This is a genomic window from Daejeonella sp. (assembly GCF_046590655.1).
Lineage (GTDB): Bacteria > Bacteroidota > Bacteroidia > Sphingobacteriales > Sphingobacteriaceae > Daejeonella.
The window spans coordinates 24,197-42,625 of sequence record NZ_JBKJUM010000170.1 but is presented as its reverse complement, the minus strand read 5'-3'; the positions used below and the strand labels follow the sequence as shown (position 1 = coordinate 42,625).

Annotated in this window: 17 protein-coding genes; 6 read left to right on the top strand and 11 right to left on the bottom strand. The window is 39.5% G+C overall.

All coding sequences use genetic code 11. From position 1 onward, the window contains the following. Positions 1-568: 568 nt before the first annotated feature. From ACLL8Z_RS15345 to tgt, 5 genes are all read right to left on the bottom strand, one after another. Positions 569-856, bottom strand: coding sequence for a hypothetical protein (locus ACLL8Z_RS15345; RefSeq protein WP_411275674.1), 288 nt, complete (start codon positions 854-856; stop codon positions 569-571). A gap of 154 nt (positions 857-1,010) precedes the next feature. After that, positions 1,011-3,863: a TolB family protein gene (locus ACLL8Z_RS15340; RefSeq protein WP_411275673.1), complete on the bottom strand. Its 2,853-nt coding sequence runs from the start codon at positions 3,861-3,863 to the stop codon at positions 1,011-1,013. A gap of 663 nt (positions 3,864-4,526) precedes the next feature. Next, positions 4,527-5,417: a DMT family transporter gene (locus ACLL8Z_RS15335; RefSeq protein WP_411275672.1), complete on the bottom strand. Its 891-nt coding sequence runs from the start codon at positions 5,415-5,417 to the stop codon at positions 4,527-4,529. Between the two features lie 67 nt (positions 5,418-5,484). Beyond that, complete coding sequence (locus ACLL8Z_RS15330; protein ID WP_411275671.1) at positions 5,485-6,564, bottom strand: LptF/LptG family permease; 1,080 nt, start codon at positions 6,562-6,564, stop codon at positions 5,485-5,487. 1 nt (position 6,565) lies between these two features. Further along, entirely contained in the window at positions 6,566-7,696 is a 1,131-nt protein-coding gene (gene tgt, locus ACLL8Z_RS15325) for a tRNA guanosine(34) transglycosylase Tgt (RefSeq protein WP_411275670.1), read from the bottom strand. Positions 7,697-7,880: 184 nt separating this feature from the next. Between tgt and ACLL8Z_RS15320 the strand changes: the two genes are divergently transcribed. From ACLL8Z_RS15320 to dprA, 4 genes are all read left to right on the top strand, one after another. Continuing rightward, positions 7,881-8,996: a glycosyltransferase gene (locus ACLL8Z_RS15320; RefSeq protein ID WP_411275669.1), complete on the top strand. Its 1,116-nt coding sequence runs from the start codon at positions 7,881-7,883 to the stop codon at positions 8,994-8,996. Continuing rightward, positions 8,987-9,601, top strand: a complete 615-nt coding sequence (locus tag ACLL8Z_RS15315) for an RNA polymerase sigma factor (protein WP_411275668.1) — start codon at positions 8,987-8,989, stop codon at positions 9,599-9,601. The genes ACLL8Z_RS15320 and ACLL8Z_RS15315 overlap by 10 nt, the downstream gene beginning before the upstream one ends. Next, complete coding sequence (rsmG, locus tag ACLL8Z_RS15310; protein WP_411275667.1) at positions 9,591-10,217, top strand: 16S rRNA (guanine(527)-N(7))-methyltransferase RsmG; 627 nt, start codon at positions 9,591-9,593, stop codon at positions 10,215-10,217. The genes ACLL8Z_RS15315 and rsmG overlap by 11 nt, the downstream gene beginning before the upstream one ends. 189 nt (positions 10,218-10,406) lie before the next feature. After that, a complete protein-coding gene (gene dprA, locus ACLL8Z_RS15305; protein WP_411275666.1) occupies positions 10,407-11,504 on the top strand; it encodes a DNA-processing protein DprA in 1,098 nt (365 codons plus the stop codon). Positions 11,505-11,516: 12 nt separating this feature from the next. Here dprA and ACLL8Z_RS15300 read toward each other — a convergent pair whose 3' ends face one another. Genes ACLL8Z_RS15300 through sppA form a run of 4 tightly spaced genes read right to left on the bottom strand, consistent with a single transcriptional unit; the run spans position 11,517 to position 16,461 of the window. Continuing rightward, the gene (locus ACLL8Z_RS15300) at positions 11,517-12,017 is read right to left on the bottom strand and encodes a SixA phosphatase family protein (RefSeq protein WP_411275665.1); all 501 of its coding nucleotides are present in this window, start codon (positions 12,015-12,017) and stop codon (positions 11,517-11,519) included. Further along, positions 12,010-12,987, bottom strand: coding sequence for a glycosyltransferase family 9 protein (locus tag ACLL8Z_RS15295; protein WP_411275664.1), 978 nt, complete (start codon positions 12,985-12,987; stop codon positions 12,010-12,012). The genes ACLL8Z_RS15300 and ACLL8Z_RS15295 overlap by 8 nt, the downstream gene beginning before the upstream one ends. Further along, positions 12,984-14,657: a helix-hairpin-helix domain-containing protein gene (locus ACLL8Z_RS15290; protein WP_411275663.1), complete on the bottom strand. Its 1,674-nt coding sequence runs from the start codon at positions 14,655-14,657 to the stop codon at positions 12,984-12,986. The genes ACLL8Z_RS15295 and ACLL8Z_RS15290 overlap by 4 nt, the downstream gene beginning before the upstream one ends. Positions 14,658-14,691: 34 nt before the next feature. Beyond that, complete coding sequence (sppA, locus tag ACLL8Z_RS15285) at positions 14,692-16,461, bottom strand: signal peptide peptidase SppA (RefSeq protein ID WP_411275662.1); 1,770 nt, start codon at positions 16,459-16,461, stop codon at positions 14,692-14,694. An 85-nt stretch (positions 16,462-16,546) separates the two neighbouring features. Here sppA and folK point away from each other — a divergent pair, with 85 nt between their 5' ends. Together folK and ACLL8Z_RS15275 are read left to right on the top strand one after the other, a co-directional pair. After that, positions 16,547-17,029 (top strand): 2-amino-4-hydroxy-6-hydroxymethyldihydropteridine diphosphokinase, encoded by a 483-nt coding sequence (gene folK, locus ACLL8Z_RS15280; RefSeq protein WP_411275661.1) that lies wholly within the window; start codon positions 16,547-16,549, stop codon positions 17,027-17,029. A 15-nt stretch (positions 17,030-17,044) separates the two neighbouring features. Continuing rightward, positions 17,045-17,431 carry an Hpt domain-containing protein gene (locus ACLL8Z_RS15275; protein WP_411275660.1) on the top strand — a complete coding sequence of 129 codons (387 nt, stop codon included), beginning with the start codon at positions 17,045-17,047 and terminating at the stop codon, positions 17,429-17,431. Here the strand turns inward: ACLL8Z_RS15275 and purS are convergent. Further along, positions 17,428-17,679: a phosphoribosylformylglycinamidine synthase subunit PurS gene (purS, locus tag ACLL8Z_RS15270; protein WP_411275659.1), complete on the bottom strand. Its 252-nt coding sequence runs from the start codon at positions 17,677-17,679 to the stop codon at positions 17,428-17,430. The genes ACLL8Z_RS15275 and purS overlap by 4 nt on opposite strands. Further along, positions 17,676-18,362 carry a CDP-diacylglycerol--serine O-phosphatidyltransferase gene (pssA, locus tag ACLL8Z_RS15265; RefSeq protein WP_411275658.1) on the bottom strand — a complete coding sequence of 229 codons (687 nt, stop codon included), beginning with the start codon at positions 18,360-18,362 and terminating at the stop codon, positions 17,676-17,678. Before pssA ends, purS begins: the two co-directional genes overlap by 4 nt. Between the last annotated feature and the right edge of the window lie 67 nt (positions 18,363-18,429).

The window sequence follows — 18,429 nt, the reverse complement described above, 5'->3', positions numbered from 1 at the left end:
GCAGAAAAAAAGAATCAGAGATTTATTTTATGAGCTTAAATCTCAGAAATCAAGCTGGTGTGCGGGTGCAGAAAAACATGGAAATTGGAGAAATATTCCAATTAGTAGTTTGAAAATAGAAAATTTGGTGGGTATATTTAAAATTTATCCAGTTCAGCATAATGCAGATTGATGCCGATTTTAATTTTTAAGTGCAGGAAGTGTCCTGTTTAAAAACTAATCAGGTATTCGATCGGATCAGAAACTTGCCGGATTACAGGAGTTACTAAAAACTGATAATAATATCAGAAAAGTAAACATGCAGAACAATTTCATTTTGAAATCTGATGATCTTTTTAATCGTGTATACGCTCTTTTCATAATTGATAGTTTCGATATCAATCCGTATACAATTTATGCACCAATCCAGCGTTTGTGCCGCCAGTATGTAGTATATCCTTTTAATGAAGATTTATGCTGCAAAAGTGGCTATTTTTTTTAGCATTTAACCTTTCAAATGTATACAATACTATACAAGAGGGGGTTAAAATAGCATAAGAGATTATTTCCTGACAATTAGCTATTTCGATTATCTGATGTAATCGCGGTCCTCTTCACTTAGGGTATGTTCATCAGTATCAATTCGATTATTTACTGGGACGCTGCTAATTTCATGAGTGTTTGAAACAATTTTCTTTGCCGGCCTCCCCGCTAAAAATCCGACGATCAAACCCAAACCGAACATTGAGCCCAGGATAGTTAATTTCGGAATCCGGGCATCTCCAAAAATCCAAAAATCTATTTCGTCGGTGTTATTCATTAATATAACGGTTACCAAAACAGAAATTATAATGATGAATATAGTTTTGAAGTTCATTTTTAATGGTTTGGAATTTCTAAGATCGGGTTTAATAATGGGAAATGCAATGAGTGTAAATGATGATCCCCGGCGAATATCTGTGCCGGTGGGTGGGGGGAGCTGTCAGCCTCTTTAGTTCAATATGCTTATCCTGAAGCAAAGTACTTTAATATCACAAATTATAATTAAACCCTAACTCAAAAACCGGCGACCTAAACCTTCTTTCATTCAGAAATATCAGTTTTCCGCTAAGTGCAAAGTCGGGTAAATAGAAGCGCAGCAGGTTCATGTCTGCGTTTAGTTCCAGTCCATAAGTCGCGGGCGTAAATTGATTCCCTTTCCCGATATTTTGAAAATCAGCAAACAGTCCGCCTCTTATCCTTTTGATATATGCAAGAGTTGATATCTCCGCATCAGGATAAAGTAAAGGCAAGCGATAGTCCAGAAGGAGTGTGTTTCTAACTGGGCGGGATTTTAAACTTGCATAGCCGCTTACCCTTGGGATATCCACATTAAACCGATAAATACCGCCGGCATTCTGATAATTGAAGCTGGCCTGCAGCGAATGGTTTGTTAGAAGACCAGGAACGAAAAAAGAGGTTTGAAGCCGCAGAATATCGCCGCTGAGGTTATTGTCGAAGGGTAAGGACTGATAAGACAGGCTTACATTCTGTCCCCACCTGGGTGCGAGGTCTCTGAGGCTGCGCTGCGTATTGTGGCTGAAGTAAAGCTGATATTGTAAGGGGAAACGGATTTTATCTGTAAAACGTGCAGGCCGGTTGCTTATCTGATACCGCGAGGTGTAACTGGTAAGTCCGCTGACTCCCATGGAATATGTTTTGTTCAGGCGGTTGGCCACGAAAGGGATTCTGATTTCCATTTCCAGAAAATCCTCCCGCCAGTTAACGGGAATAAAGGTGGTGGTTCCCCCCTGTGTTTGTGATACGTTGGCGAGCCTTGCACGGTTGATATACCTTACATCCAGCAGGGGATAAAAGCGTTTATAAGTGAAACCTGCAAGATATTCGCTTTTTCTCAGCCCAGAATTAAATTGATAGCCGGTGTAGAAACTGAGAGTGTTAAGCTGATTGTTTGACTTTACTTTTAATCCGATGTTCATGTCGCTGTTAAACTCATTATCTTCAACAATGGCAGCAAGGCTATGAAAGTAGAACAGGTTGCGGAATTCAGTATAAGGTTTTATAGGATAGTTCTCCCGCGGTACATTATCCAGAACAGTGGAATCAGATTCCTGTAAGACGAGTGGTTTTGCATAATCAATAAATAAATTCTTGATTTCTGACACAGACAAGCCAGGATTATTATTCAGCGGTATGGAAGCTATATCATCGCCCTTGGTCTGGAAAATGTTGAACAAGATGGCATTGTTAACCTTGTCATACGATGGATTTGACGCGCCATAAGATGCCGAAGTCAATTGCAAGGCGCCAGTTCCAGGCCGGATGGAGTAAATGTTGTTTATGCCATTAAAATGGGCCCTGAATAGAATCGTCTCTCCGGCATAGACGGGTCTTGATAATTGCTGCCACTGAAAATCAAGTATCACTTTATGCGAGCTATCCAACCTGTTGATTTCTATAAGTGCTGCCCCGGCTTTACTGACAGCGACGCAAATTATCCGTGTGCCGTCGTTACTATAAGAAGGAGTTTGCAGGATATAATTGTCGTGGTTTGGGAAAACTCTTAACTCGCTGCCGCTTTCCGGATCGATTTCGACAATTTCTGCTCTGTTAGCAAGATCAATCCGTACAGCTGCAATGTTTTTGCCGTCAGGGGACAGCACAGGAGCGAACAGCCTGCTTTTATGAGTTAATTGTTTATAGGTGGTATTCGTGAGGTCGAAAATGTTAATGACATTATACGAACGTTTTTGATAACGCTTATCATACCTGAATTCATCCCAAACAACTCTACCATTTGAGTAATTAAAGTTGCTTTCAGTTTGAAACCCTATTTTCATAACCAGGTGCTCTTTTCCGGTACTGTCCAATTTTATAAGTTCAGGAGTTCTGTCGAGGCCTTTTCTGAGTACCAAAATCTCACCGGTATTCATTCTCGCCGGTAACAGATAATCGGCCGGGACGGCCTTTAATCGCTTGTTAATCGCTGGGTATTGTTGCGTTATTGAAGCGCTTTCCTGGTCTTTCCATAAACGTTGTAATTCGGCAGTGGTGGAGTCGTGTAGTAGTCGGCTGTTGAGCCCTGTAAATTTCTTCATAGACCTGCTCAGGTTATAGGGCCGGAATGGCTTGCGTGACATGCTCGTCATTAGGCTGTCCATTATTCCTTTACCATAGTCACGCTTTAATTTGCTAGTCATGAAATATCCGAGCTGGTAATATCCTGGGGTGAGGTCTTTAAATGATCCGAAATAGTTTTTCGAGTAGGAGTAGTCCTTACCACTTAGTGTATTTGTTCTGAAGATAATCTCCCAGTCTGGAAGCCTCCCGCGACCTGCATGACTCAGTGCAGTTTCAATTCCAACAGCATCCCCTTCGAAGAACCAGGGTGGAAGTGTAATGCCAAATATTGCCAGAGCTAGTTCTTCGAACAAAGGCGCTTTCAGATTTCCCGTCAGTTTGTCAAATTGAGCAACGTGTCGCAGCTCATGAACAGCAAGACTGTTCAGCCAATCCTGCATGTCGAAGTTTTGAGGAGGTGTTGTAAAGAACTCAGACCTGCGGGGAGCGAGCTGCACAAATCCGTTAGAAATCACTGCTTGATTCTGTAAAATGATGGTAATTTTTCGAGGCTGTTTACCCATACTTTCACTCACTGACCTGATCAAATGTTCCAACGTATTTGACATCCTTAATGCTTCTTTCTCCAGAATGGCAGGGTAGAGGATTTGAAAGTTTGGTGTGTTAATTTGCATCCATTTAATGCCTGGAGGGTTCTGTTCACTACCGTAAAACTGTGCGTTGGCCTCATATGAATATAAAGTAGATATAATTAATATAAGTATCTTGATATTTAATGTTTTAAATGATGATATTATACTCATAACAAGCTTGTGCTAAAATAATTAGTTATTGCGATTCTTTCGTTTAGTTTTTCAATGTATTTATACTTCATATAATTTCAATTAAATAATTGGTTATAAATACCTTGCAAATAATAATATGATACCCTATATGTTGGAATTTATCTTTATAAATTTAAAATAGCACCCTTTTAAGAGACCATTGTTGAAATCAAGCTAGAAATTTAAATGAGATATAATTTGTTTCAATTTTAGTGAAAATACGAAATCCCGGAAGGAATAATTTTAAACTCCTGACTTTTCTTTCTGAAATGTTTTGCATCGCTTTCGGGTTCAGCATAGCGCGATTTTATTCGGTCGAATAATGGGCCACGTCAAAGGTTTGTAAAGAGCTTTAGTTTATATACAATTTCGCAGTTTACAATAATGAATAATAAATCATTTTTGATTTTTATCCTCATTAGGTTTGCAATTTCGATACTGTCAATTTGAGAAATTACAGTCAATATTTAGCCAATCAAAAGAATGATTATTTTAAATTTGAATGACCCGAAAGAATAAGTTCCAGACTGACGATTAAGACTAAAAGTCGCAGCTCTGAATTTCCAGGAAATTTTCCCGATTGAAAAAGTCTGGAGTTGTAGTTAGTGTATTATTAAGTTTTTTATTTTTAACAAACGTCGATCAAATGATCTTCCGTTTTCGATTTTTTATCACCGGATATATGAATATGGTGCTCAAAATTATAAGAGCACCCGCATAGAATCCGGGTGTCATTTGCTCCCGTTTCCCGAAGAAAATAAAGGCTAGGATAATACCGTAAACCGGCTCAAGATTAGTAATTAATGCCACTCGGAATGCGGATAATTCTTTCATTACTGAAACGCCCGCGACGTACGCCAGTGATGTACAAACCGTTCCAAGCACTAATAAATACATCAGATCGCTGAAGTTGAGCTTCATAGATGCTGTGTAGCCATCTGTAATTAGTAAGTAAAGTGAAACCCATACCCAAGCCCCAATGAGCTCATAGAAGCTTATAATTGGCGCAGGGCGGCTTTGTATTTGTTTAGAATTTATAATAGAAAAAATGCTGGCACATAAAGCGCTAATCAGACCGTAAATAATTCCTTCAGTATATCTTGATTCAAATGTGAAAATCATATAAATTCCAATAATGATTATGGAACCGGTGATAATATCGAATACTGATATCTTTTGCTGTTTGAAGATCGGTTCTAAAATTGCGGTAAATAAGGTTAGCGAGGAAAGGCATACGAGGGTCACAGAGACCGTAGATGATTTTATTGATTGAAAAAATAGTATCCAGTGCAGGCCCACGATTGCACCGGTGAAAAATAGTTTCAGGAAAACTATTCTGGAAACCTTTAAGGGGATTTTTGAAATTTTGAAATATGCAAAAAGCGTTACGAATGCAATTAGAACCCGGTACCATACCAGTTGCGTTGCGGGTATGGAAATTAACGCGCCAAGTATCCCTGTGAAGCCCCAGACGAAAACAGTTAGATGCAGTATTATAAGATTTTTGTTTACCTCTGTAGTTTTTGATAACATGATGTATGAATTTAACAGATTCGTTATAGACTTCATTTTGTTAGACTATAATGAATGGAATCGGAAATTATTTTGGAGCCTTGGCTAACAGGTAAATGCCAAGTATACCAAAAATTATATTTGGAATAAATACAGCTATAAGAGGCGGGAGACCGCCTTTCAATGCAAACATATTCGAGAATTGAATAAATAGAATGTAGGCAAAACTTAAAAAAATTCCGATTCCTAGTGGAAGGCCAATACCGCCCCTCACTTTCCGTGAAGAAAGAGATACTCCCATTAAGGTAAGCACATATGCAGATAGAGGATATACGAAACGTTTATACTTTTCGAGCTGAAGATCAACCATTACCCCAGTACCCCTTGTTTGCTCTTTTTCAATTCGTTCGTTCAGTTCCCTCATGTTCATTGCCTGATAAATATTATCGTAGATCTGAAAGTCTTTCGGACGCATATCGAGAATAGTATCTTTGCGAAGCCCTGAACTCATACTTTCTTTCAAGCCGTTAATGGTACGCACAGAATAGTTTTCGATAGCCCACCGCACTTTCACCGAATCCCAGGTTATCTTGTCTGCAACAAGCTTTTGTTTAAGTTCGTATCCATCAAATTTTTCAAGTACAAACTTATAGCCGACCTTGTGATTGTTATCAAAATTCTCGATGTACACATATGTATTCTTATCGATCTGCATATGAGTATACATTTTTGAATTATCAGATTTGGGATTCACATACACATTCTCAAAATCAATTTTTAAACCATTCGTTTCCGGGATAATAAAGAGATTAAAAATAAGCGTGACCAGAAATATAACTGTGGAGGCAATGAAATAAGGCCACAAAAATCTTCGGAAACTTACACCTCCGCTTAAAATTGGGACAATTTCAGTTTGGTCGGCCATTTTAGCAGTGAAAAAAATGACAGCAATAAAGTTTATTAAAGGGGAAAGGAAATTAAGATAATAGGGAATAAAGCCTGCATAGTACTTAAAGATGATGTCCTTAATGGGGGCTTCATGTTTCAAGAAATCGTCTAATTTTTCTGAAACATCAAAGATCACAAAGATTACTGTAAAAATACCCAGAGTGAAAATGAATGTACCGAGGTACTTTTTAATGATGTACCAATCGATGATCTTGATCATTTTACAAGCGTTGAGCGACCTGTTTTACCATTTTGTTCTTCCATTCACTAAATGTCCCATCTATTATTTTAGCCCGTGCTTCAGAAACCAGCCAAATATAGAAGTGCAGGTTATGTAAAGTAGCGATTTGTGAGCCTAAAATTTCATTTGAGTGGGCCAGATGTCTGAGGTAAGCCTTACTATAGTTTCTGTCTGCAAAAAGATCGCTGTCCTCTTCAATAGCTGAAAAATCATTCTTCCACCTTTCGTTTTTTATGTTGATAATCCCATTTTTTGTAAAAAGCATTCCATTGCGAGCATTACGGCTCGGCATTACACAATCAAACATATCAATTCCTAATGCAATATTCTCAAGGATGTTTACCGGCGTTCCTACACCCATTAGATAGCGTGGCTTGTGTGCTGGAAGGATCTCACAGACGATTTCTGTCATTTCATACATATCTTCGGCAGGTTCACCAACTGAAAGGCCTCCGATAGCATTGCCTTCTCTTTCACACGACGCTATCATTTCTGCCGATTGCCTTCGAAGATCTTTGTAAACCGAGCCCTGAACGATGGGGAAAAGAGTTTGAGAATGGCCATATTTTGGTTCTGTATTATCGAAGTGCGTACAGCATCGTTTTAACCACCGGTGAGTCATTTCTATCGATCGTCTGGCATATCCATATTCACAGGGGTAAGGAGTACATTCATCAAAGGCCATAATAATATCGGCACCAATAATACGCTGTGTATCCATTACAGATTCAGGCGTAAATAAATGTTTAGACCCGTCAATATGAGATCGAAACGTGACTCCCTCCTCTTTGATTTTCCGGACACCTGATAAAGAATAAACCTGGTAGCCCCCACTATCAGTCAAAATAGGCTTTTTCCATCCGATAAAATTGTGCAGACCACCTGCAGCTTCTACTGTATGTAAGCCGGGTCTTAAATATAAATGATAGGTATTTCCTAAAATTATCTGGGCCTTTACGTCATGATCGAGTTCACGCTGATGTACAGCTTTCACCGTGCCTGCCGTACCAACCGGCATAAAAATGGGCGTTTGAATAATCCCATGATCGGTTGTGATTTCGCCGGCACGGGCCTTGGAAAGACTATCTGTAGCCTCTAGCTTAAATTTCATTCAGTATTTTTGTAGCCGCAAAAATAGCAAATATAAAAGGTGAAAGTTATAAACTAATAAGTCTGCCCCAATCCGCTGATAAGCCAAGGCGCAAAGCCGCGACCTTTTCACTTTATTTTCTGAACAATGCCGATTGTTGGTCAAAAAATTAGAAATTTACCCGTTATAAAAGACCTTTCATCACGTGGACTATTTGTTTATTATTGTTTTAATTGCCTTCCAGATCTGCTTTTTAATACAACTTTACTTTACATTAGTAATACATCGAAAACTGGGTTCTTATAAAATAGATCAGCCAAAAATTGTTGTTGATAGCCCGGTTTCTATAATAATTTGTGCCCGGAATGAGATAGAGAATCTTAAAAAGAACCTGGGATATTTTCTTAACCAGTTTCACTCTGATTTCGAAGTTGTGGTGGTTAACGATTGCTCAAATGATGGCACTGATTGGTATTTAAGGGACCTCTCTGCAGAACACCAAAATCTAAAAGTCGTTACAATTAGTGATCACCCGAGATTTAAACACGGCAAAAAATTCGCAGTTACGCTGGGCATTAAAGCGAGCAAGAACGAAAATATGATATTCTCTGACGCAGATTGCCGACCCTCTTCTAACGAGTGGCTATCAAGAATGCAGAGTAATTTCAAAGACAATACAGAAATTGTTCTGGGTTATTCACCCTATGAACGCACGGGCGGATTATTAAACAGGATAATCCGGTTCGAAACCTTCTTCACTGCATTAAACTATATATCTTTCGCGCTGGCAGGTATCCCTTATATGGGTGTAGGCAGGAATTTAGCATATAAAAAGGCGCTGTTCTTCAAGGGAAAGGGCTTTGCATCGCACATGCATATTATGTCCGGCGACGATGACCTGTTTGTCAACCAAAACTCTACAGCATTGAATACATCTGTTGAAATACATCCTGAAGCTCATGTTTGGTCGGAACCCAAACATACTTTTGGGGCTTATTTCAGCCAAAAATTAAGACACCAGGGAGCTGGGAAAGCTTATCAGCCGGATCATAAGAAAATTCTCGGTTTGCAGGCAGGATCAGGCGTATTGTTTTATCTTTTACTTTTCGCGCTCATAGCGATTCAGGCGCAATGGTGGCTAATTTTGTCGATATATCTGATTCGTGTAGCTGTGCAGTTGTTTGTTTACGTACCTTGCTTCCGCAAATTAAATTGCGCGGATCTGATATGGTGGATGCCTATTCTGGATTTCATTTATTACTTTTATCTGATGTTTTTAAGCTTCGTCGCTGTGTTTAAGAAAAGACTGGAATGGAAATAAATCCTAACTTTTCGCCCAATGCGAAAAATGACTTTTATGTAGTCGCGAGAGCGAAGGATGGCGATCAGAAAGCTTATGCGGAACTGATGCAGCGCTACAAGGATTCAATATATTTTATGGCTCTTAAGATGGTTAACAATAAAGATGACGCCATGGATCTGACCGTCGAAACCTTCGGTAAAGCGTTCGAAAACCTCGAAAAGTATAAGCCCGATTTTGCTTTTAGTACCTGGTTGTTCAGGATAGCTACTAATAACTGTATAGACTTCATTCGTAAGAAAAGGTTGAATGTGATTTCACTCAATAGCCTGACTGACCATGATGGTGAGGAAAGACAATTCGAAGTAAGGTCGGAAAATTTAAATCCCGAAGAAACGTCCATTAAAAAGCAGGAGAATGAAAAGCTCAAGAATATAGTGGATCAGCTACCGTCCCGGTATCGTACCTTGATCATTTTACGCTATTTTGAAGAGCAATCGTATGAAGAAATTTCTCAGCAGTTGGATTTGCCCCTTGGAACCGTGAAAGCCCAACTTTTTCGGGCCCGCGATTTAATGGCGAACGTTATGAACCGAAAAAAGACCAGTTTACGAAGTGACTTCTGAGCTCATTTCGCATTACTTCCCGGATCTAAGCCGGAAACAGAAGGATCAGTTTGCTGAACTGGATGAACTTTACCGGTTTTGGAATTCACGTATAAATTTGGTCTCACGGAAGGATATTGACATGCTTTATCTTCATCATATCCTTCATTCCCTGGCAATAGCTAAAGTAATACGTTTTCTTCCTGGCGAGAAAATCCTTGATGTGGGAACTGGTGGAGGTTTCCCTGGTGTTCCCCTGGCAATTTTGTTCCCGGAAACTCATTTTCACCTTGTGGATTCGATTGGAAAAAAGATCAAAGTAGTCAATGAAGTAGCACTCGCAAGCAATCTCAGCAACGTAGTAGCAACTCATGCCCGCGCCGAGCAAATTAACGATAAGTTCAATTTTGTCGTTTCACGTGCTGTTACACGCTTATCTGAATTTTATCCCTGGATTAAAGGGAAATTTTCAAATAACTCAATGAATGAGATACAGAATGGGATTTTATATCTCAAGGGGGGTGATCTCACCGAAGAAATAGCTGAATCAGGCTTGAATGCCCAGCTAATTCCTCTCAATGATTTTTTTAAGGAAGATTATTTCGAAACCAAGTTTGTGGTTTATATTCCGCAGTGATAAGGAACTTCCATGGGTGATTTCCCGTACCTCAAATTTCCTTTGCACCTCATGAGTCATAAAATTTGCTTCTTAATTCTGAACTCTGACTTCAGACTTCTGACCTCATATCTCTGACCGTTCCCTTTTCCGAACGCACGTAATACTCATTTTTTTGAATCGTAGTTAAAATATGCGGATTTTGATCTTATGTCCTTACTGCATAAAATTGCTCTGTCCTGTATCACTGGTGTAGGATCCATCCTTGCACGAAATCTCATTAGTTATTGCGGAAGTCCTGAGGATGTTTTTATCGCAAAGAAAAAGCATCTCAGCAAAGTACCTGGAATAGGGCCCAAAACTTTGGAGTTAATAGGGAATCATCGTGCATTTGAACGCGCAGAAAAGGAGCTGGCATTTATTAATAAATATAATATTCAGGCTTTATTCCTTACCGATAGCGCATATCCCAAGAGACTAAAAAATTGTTTCGACGCACCAGTGATGTTATATTTTAAAGGGAATGCAGACCTCAATGCTGGCAAGGTGATAAGCGTTGTGGGTACCAGAAATTCAACGGAATACGGTAGAGAAATCTGCCGGAGCTTATTGGCCGGCCTGAAAACACATAATGCATTAATCGTGAGCGGACTAGCATACGGCATTGATTTTTTGGCACACAAGGAAGCTCTGAAAAACTCATTGTCTACCGTGGGAATTATGGCGCATGGTCTGGACAGGATTTACCCAGCACAGCATAGGCCCCTGGCTGAAAAAATGGTAGCTAGCGGGGGATTGCTGACCGAATTTCTCTCTGGAACAGTTCCCGACCGTGAAAACTTTCCTAAGCGCAATCGTATCATCGCTGGCCTGGCCGATGTAACAATAGTCGTAGAAGCAAATATTAAAGGTGGAGCTTTGATTACCGCAGATCTCGCTAACTCTTATAACAGAGATGTTTTTGCCTTTCCCGGCAGGATTAACGATGAATATAGCTCCGGTTGTAATCACCTTATAAAAACCAACCGCGCCAATCTTATCACCAAATTAGCCGATCTGGAGTATATTTTAGGTTGGACCGAATTACAAAATCAACCCAGGGTGAATACACAATTAAGTTTGGCCATTAACCTTTCAGATGAGGAGAAAAAAATCGCAGAGGTTCTATTGGATAAGGGATGCATTATTGTTGACGAGCTCGCAATTTTAACAGGATTGCCTCAAAGCAAACTTGCTTTAACTATTCTCGGCATGGAGATGAAAGGAATAGTTATTGGACTGCCGGGAAATGTTTACAAACTTGTTTGATAAAAAACAACATCAGTCTTGTTCATTTTTAGGATAATCGTAGAAAACTATTTCACCCGTTCCGGTACTCACTAAACTCCAGTCGTCGAAGGGAAATTGTATCAACACCATGCCGCATGTTGGTATATTGTACAGATCTGTATCGCAAAGGTTGCCCACCAGATCTGTAATTCCGGGATTGTGACCAAATAGGGAGGTAAATGAATAATTGTTGTCTAACTTATTAATAACGTTTATCAAGGTAGTTGTCAAAGCCTCGTAAATCCGGGGTTCTTTTATGATGTCGGATTTCTTAAGACCAAGTTCTTTCGCAAAAAGCCGCGCTGTTGTTAGGGCGCGCATAGCCGGACTGCTGACGATTTGCTGAGGAATTTTGCCTCTCCTCAAAAGGCGCTTTGCCATTTCGGGCGCGTTCTTTTCTCCCCGCGAATTAAGGGGGCGTTCAAAATCAGAAAGTTTAATATCATCCCAGTCAGATTTGGCGTGGCGCACTAATAATAATTGTTTAGACATCGGCTTGTTGACTTATTGCTATAAGGTTTATATTATTCATGCATTTAAAATGTCCTCGTGGACATTTATCAAATCCAATTTTCGAACACGGCCGGCACGGAAGCCCTTCCACTTGATATATATGAGATTGTCCTGTCAGGTAAGGATACATTCCAAATTCAGGAACAGTACTACCCCAAATTGATAGGATTCGTTTTTTAAAGGCAGCTGCAATGTGCATTAAGCCAGTGTCATGTGATATTACTGATCTTGCCATTTTAACTAAAAAGGCGGACTGATCAAGTTTGAATTTCCCACATCCGTTAAAAATATGTTCACCTGATGCGTTGGCTATAGCTTCCCCGCGTTCCACATCGTCCGGTCCACCAAGCAGGACCACGGGCCGCCGTATCAACCGGCATAATTCAATCAATCGCATAACAGGAAGGCGTTTCGTGGCGTGCTGGGCACCTATAATAAGCGCAATGAACTGTTGATGTGATGGGGGCAGCAGTAATTTGAGATGGTGTTTGCCAACTAGAAAATAATCCAGACCAGCTCCGTCATTTTTTACACCCAAAAATTCTGCTGTTTTTAAATATCTTTCGACAATATGCTCTTTTGGAAGACAATTTATTCTGAAATTAACTAACAGAAATTTCTGCAAATTCAATTTATTAAATGATGAACTCGGTTTTCCCAGCTTTCTTTTAATAACCAGCGTGCGCAAATTGTGATGAAGGTCTATGATATGGTCAAAATTCTCCAGTTGTAAATCAGAAATAGTTGCTGATAAGGAATCCTTTAAAAAATGAAGTTTATCAATATAAGGATTTCCAGCCAGCACTGGTTCAAACACTTTTTTAGTGATATAATGTATCTCTACATCATTCACCTGCTCCCGAATACACCGTATAACGGGTGTAGTTAAAACAATGTCTCCGATTGAGCTGAATCGAATAATCAGAATTTTAAGTTTATCTTTTTTCAATTTAGTTTTCTTCTTCTAAATAGTTCTTTTACTTGTTCCAGATCTAATGTATTCAGGCAATTGTCCTTAGATATACCGCCCTTCCTTGCAATTAAGGTACCATAATGCATATCATAAAATCCTTCCTTACGGTGGGCATCGGGATTAATAGACAAAAGAACCCCTTTTTGAACAGCGTAGTGCTGCCATCTCCAATCGAGGTCAAGTCTTAATGGATTTGCATTAATTTCAATAACTACATTATTTGCTGCACAGGCATCGATAACTTTCCGGTGATCTATTGGATATCCGCTTCGGCTAAGGAGTAATCTGCCGGTGGGATGTCCTAAAATAGTGGTGAAGGGATTTTCAATAGCTTTTATTAATCTATCAGTTGCTTTTTCTTCACTCATTTTAAGAATGGAATGCACCGAGGCAACTACAAAGTCAAAAGTTGCCAGAACTTCGTTTGAATAATCTAATGACCCGTCGTATAATATGTCCGATTCAATGCCCTTGAAAATGTGAAATGGCGCGTGCCTGATATTCAACTCCTCGATTTCGCGATGCTGAGCTGCAACACGAATTTCATTTAATCCATTAGCATAGAACGCCGACTTTGAATGATCACAAATACCAAGATAACTTAACTTTAACTCATCTTTGCAAAAAACAGCCATTTCTTCGAGAGTGTGTATACCATCACTCCAGGTGCTATGGTTATGTAATGTTCCTTTCAGATCAGAATATAATATTAGGGAAGGTAATTTGTAAGCAGCGGCCAGTTCGAATTCATTTATCCCTTCACGTAATTCTGGCTCAATAAAAGGAATTCCCGCCAGTTGATAAATCTCTTGTTCACTTTTTCCACTAATACCAGCGTTCACTAATTTTAATGCTAGTTCATCTGCATGTTCACGGCTTCCGGTTTGCAGAATCATTTGCCAGCCTAACGTTTCGGAACTGCAAAAAACCAATTTTACATTGATTCCGAATTCTGTTTCACATTCAATAATATTTTCATTTTGTACGCTGACTATTAAACCAGCGTTTGCGAGAATTGCCGAAGTTTCACTGCTAATTGTATGAACAATCAAGATATCAAGTAAATCAATTACTTCACATCTTCTGCGATATTGGCCAGTAAGAAAAATCTCCTGGGTACTGAGGTGATTTTTAAGATTTTGCAGCAGGTTTTCTGCAAAATTATCAATTCTTGCATATAAGAAACGGCCATTACTGGCCATATTAAATTCAATAACCTTCTTTATTTCTTCCTGAGTTTTAAGCCCAAATCCTTTAGCCTCTACCAGCCGGTTCTCATTGCAAGCGTAATATAGTTCGCCAACATTTTCTATTTCGAGATCTTTCCAAATCACGGTAATTTTTTTCGGTCCCAGACCTTTAATGCGCATCATTTCCACTATGCCTGGAGGCGTTTGAGCCAGAAGGTCACTTAGTTCCGGTATCGAGTTGGTTTCTATCAGAGCCCAAATTTTGGCCGCAGTACTTTTGCCAAGTCCGTCAATTTGCTCAATTTCTGCAAGAATTTTATTCGAAATAGAATAGGGGAGCTTGTCAACTTTGAAAGCGGCGTTGGCAATCGTCTTAACTTTAAATGGATTTTCATTATGCAGCTCCATCAGCTGACTTAATAGGCGCAGGGTTCTCGCTATAGTTTTATTTTCCATTGGCTATCATCTGCCCAAGATACAATCTACTTTCCTACCTAACAGTGATATTATACGGCATTCTTGCCTGAACCCCGGAAACGCTTAGCGCCGATTTCACTTGTTCGTAATATGTAAAATTATCTCCAAGTTCTTTTTTTGCAAAGTAGACGCGCACTTTATCTGCTGAATTATTAAAGAGAGATTTCAGAGGGTCTACTGGCGTTGGATAACTAATAATCCGGTAGTCTTTCAATTTTGCTTTTTTGGCAGCTGATGCAATCGCATCGTCGATATTTCCAAGTCTGTCTACTAGTCCGTTGTTTAATGCTTCCGTTCCGCTCCATACGCGGCCCTGACCTATACTGTCTATGTACGCCTGGGATTTTTTCCTTCCGTCAGCAACCTTTTTAGTAAAGGTATTATAGATTTTATCAACCTCTTGCTGAATGATCAATCTTTCACCTTCAGTAAGCGGGCGGCTTACATTGCCCAGATCTGCATAACGTCCTGTTTTGACTCCATCAAAGGTAATTCCAAGCTTTTCATTAAAGAAATTTTGCATATTTGGAATAATGCCGAATACTCCGATGGAACCTGTTATCGTGTTAGGCTGTGCAAATATTGAGTCTGCAGCACATGCTATGTAGTACCCACCTGAAGCAGCAACATCCCCCATGGAAACAATTACTGGTTTAACTTTTTTAGTAAGCGCTATCTCTCTCCACATTACGTCTGAAGCCAGAGCACTACCCCCGGGAGAGTTAACCCGAAGTACAACAGCCTTAACTTTATCATCGGTGCGCGCTTTGCGAATGGCCCGCGAAATTCGTTCTGAGCCAATATTGGTGTCGTTTCCTTCGCCGCTTATAATCTCGCCATTGGCATATATTACAGCTATTCTATTGGATGAGGCCGGCTCATCTTTGCTTTCATTTGCTGCATAATCTTCAATGCTGACTGATTTAACGTCCTTCTTTTTGTCAATTCCTGTACGTGACTTTAAATCTTCCAAAACCTGGTCTTTGTAACGTAAACCATCAACCATTTTGAACAAAACCGCATCTTTAGGATCTCTTACTTTAGCACTATCTGCAATAGTAAAGAGAGTTGCCTTCTGGATTTTTCGGCTTTCGGAGATCTTCGACAAAAAATGATCATACATTGATCCTAAAAATGAAGTGACCTGCAGACGGTTTGGTTCACTCATTTTCTCAAGTATGAAAGGCTCGACAGCACTTTTATAAGTCCCGACCTTTATTATCTGGGCCTCAATTCCCAGTTTATCCAATGCGCCCTTAAAAAACATACTTTCAGAACTCAATCCCCTGAAATCCAGCATCCCTTCTGGATTAAGATATATTTTATCAGCGGCAGTGGCCAGATAATAGGCACCCTGGGTGTAAACTTCACTATAGGCCAGAACAAATTTTCCACTTTTCTTAAAGTCAATTAACGCATTCCGTATCTCCTCAATCGTTGCAAAACCTGCTGCTATAGAGGATGCATCAATATAAATACCCTCGATATTATCATCGGTCTTAGCAGATTCTATTCCACTTAGAATTTCTTTTAGCCCGAGCGTTTTTTTACTCTCGAATCCCATGAAATCAAACTCTCCGAATGGATTTTTGTCAGCGCGTTCTGAAATTGGATAATCAAGACTCATATGCAAGACGCTGTTTGCAGATACATCAACCTTTCCATCACTACCAGCAGATGCGATAATGACCGAAATAAATACTACAAACAGTATAAAGAGCGCAAAAAACGAGAGTAATACGCCGATCATCGAGGCAAAAACAAATTTGAAAAATTCTTTCATATAAGGCTCAAAAGTTTTAACTATGCAAGTATACTAATTACAGATGCCTTGACTGCCATTTTGTTACAGGACTCTGTTAAAAAACATGTTTATCGCATATTTATTACTTGGAAGTAATCTCGGAGACAGCAAAAAACATCTCAGCGATGCTTTGGACCTGATTAGATTACGTTTAGGAACGATTCTCAAATGCTCATCCCTTTACTCCACTGCTTCGTGGGGAAAGCATGATCAACCAGATTTTCTAAACCAGGTTGTTGCCCTGAAAACACACCTCAGCCCTGATACTTTGCTGAACGGAATTTTGATAATAGAAACCCAGCTTGGCAGAGAAAGAAATGAGATGTGGGGTTCGCGAACAATTGATATAGATATTTTGCTATTTGGCAGTGAGATAATCGATCAGCCGAATCTAAAAATCCCACACCCATTTTTACATAAACGACGCTTTTGCCTTCAGCCCCTTTGTGATATAGCTCCAGACCTTTTACATCCAGTTTTGGGTCAAAAAGTGACCGAAATGTTAGCTGATTTGTCAGATAATTTATCTGTAAAAAAGTTATATTAGTCGATATTTTTGTCTATGCCCGAAAACTCCAATCCAAGTGAACCAGAATTCAAAATCGACTTATCATATCTGCGTGATGTTTCGAGCGGAAGTAATGAATTTATGATAGAGATGATCGATTTGTTTCTAGATCAAACACCGGCATACTTTGAACAATTAAATCAATTTATATCTGAAAAAAACTGGACCAGAGTGGCAGAAATAGCCCATAAGATAAAACCAACCCTGGCGTTTATGGGTGCTGATGCTGCGAAAGAAAGTATGGCAGAGATAGAAAGCAGTGCCCGGAGTTTAACCAATACAGAAACCATTGCACCCAAGTTCAATTCACTTTACGTCTTCAGCTCGGATTTATATACCAAGCTTATCGAAGTGAAAAAAGAGTTGAAATTGGCTGATTAAGCGCTCGTTAATTTAAATTCATAGCTTTCCATTATTAGATTTGCAAGAAGTTTCCTGCATGCTACATCTACTTTTTGGTGTGCTATGGTCTCATTATCAGCCTCAAGCTCTAGTGTGATATGTTTACCAACTCTCACGTTTTGAATTTCCGGTAATCCAAGATTTTTCATACTGCCCGTTACAGCTTTACCTTGTGGGTCAAGAATTTCTTTGAGTGGCATGATATTAACTTCGGCGATAAACTTCATTTTGTTGTTCTGAATTGGATAAATGATATTATAAAGTAGGCTACCATAATTAGTGGCACTGCGGCAAATTTAAATATTAACAGCAAAACAAGTGAGGAAAAAACTAAAATATAACGGTATAAGTTCCTTGTTAGATTAATTCCGCTGAATTTTAAAGACATTAGGTGAATCTCGGAGATAAGCAGGAGTCCCATCCCTAAACTAAATACAGTTAAGAATATTGGATTTTGCAGATAGCCTGAAACTAAATTTCCGCTTGCGGCAATAAATGGTAAAGAAGCTATTAACATTGCATTTGCCGGGGTAGGTAAGCCGATAAAATTCTCCGTTTGCCTAAGGTCGTTATTAAATTTCGCTAGCCTTAGCGCAGAGAAGATGGCAATAAGAAATGCCGAATAATGCAACCACTCGCTTGTTGAAGAAGCTGCAACGAAAAGCTGATAAATTATTACCGAGGGTAGTACACCGAAACTGACAACATCCGCCAGCGAATCAAGATCCTTACCGATGTCGGAATAAGCATTTAATAGCCGAGCGAGCATTCCGTCAAGAAAGTCAAAAACAGCAGCAACCAAAATGGAATAAGATGCCAGCTCCAGTTTTCCTTCAAACGCAAAAACAATACCCAGGCAGCCACTGAAAAGGTTCAGGCATGTTACTGCATTAGGGATATGTCTTTTCATATGACGATGGGCTTTGATTTTTAGCCTCTTACCGGCAATTGTTGCAGATAGTTAACAGGTCATGGAT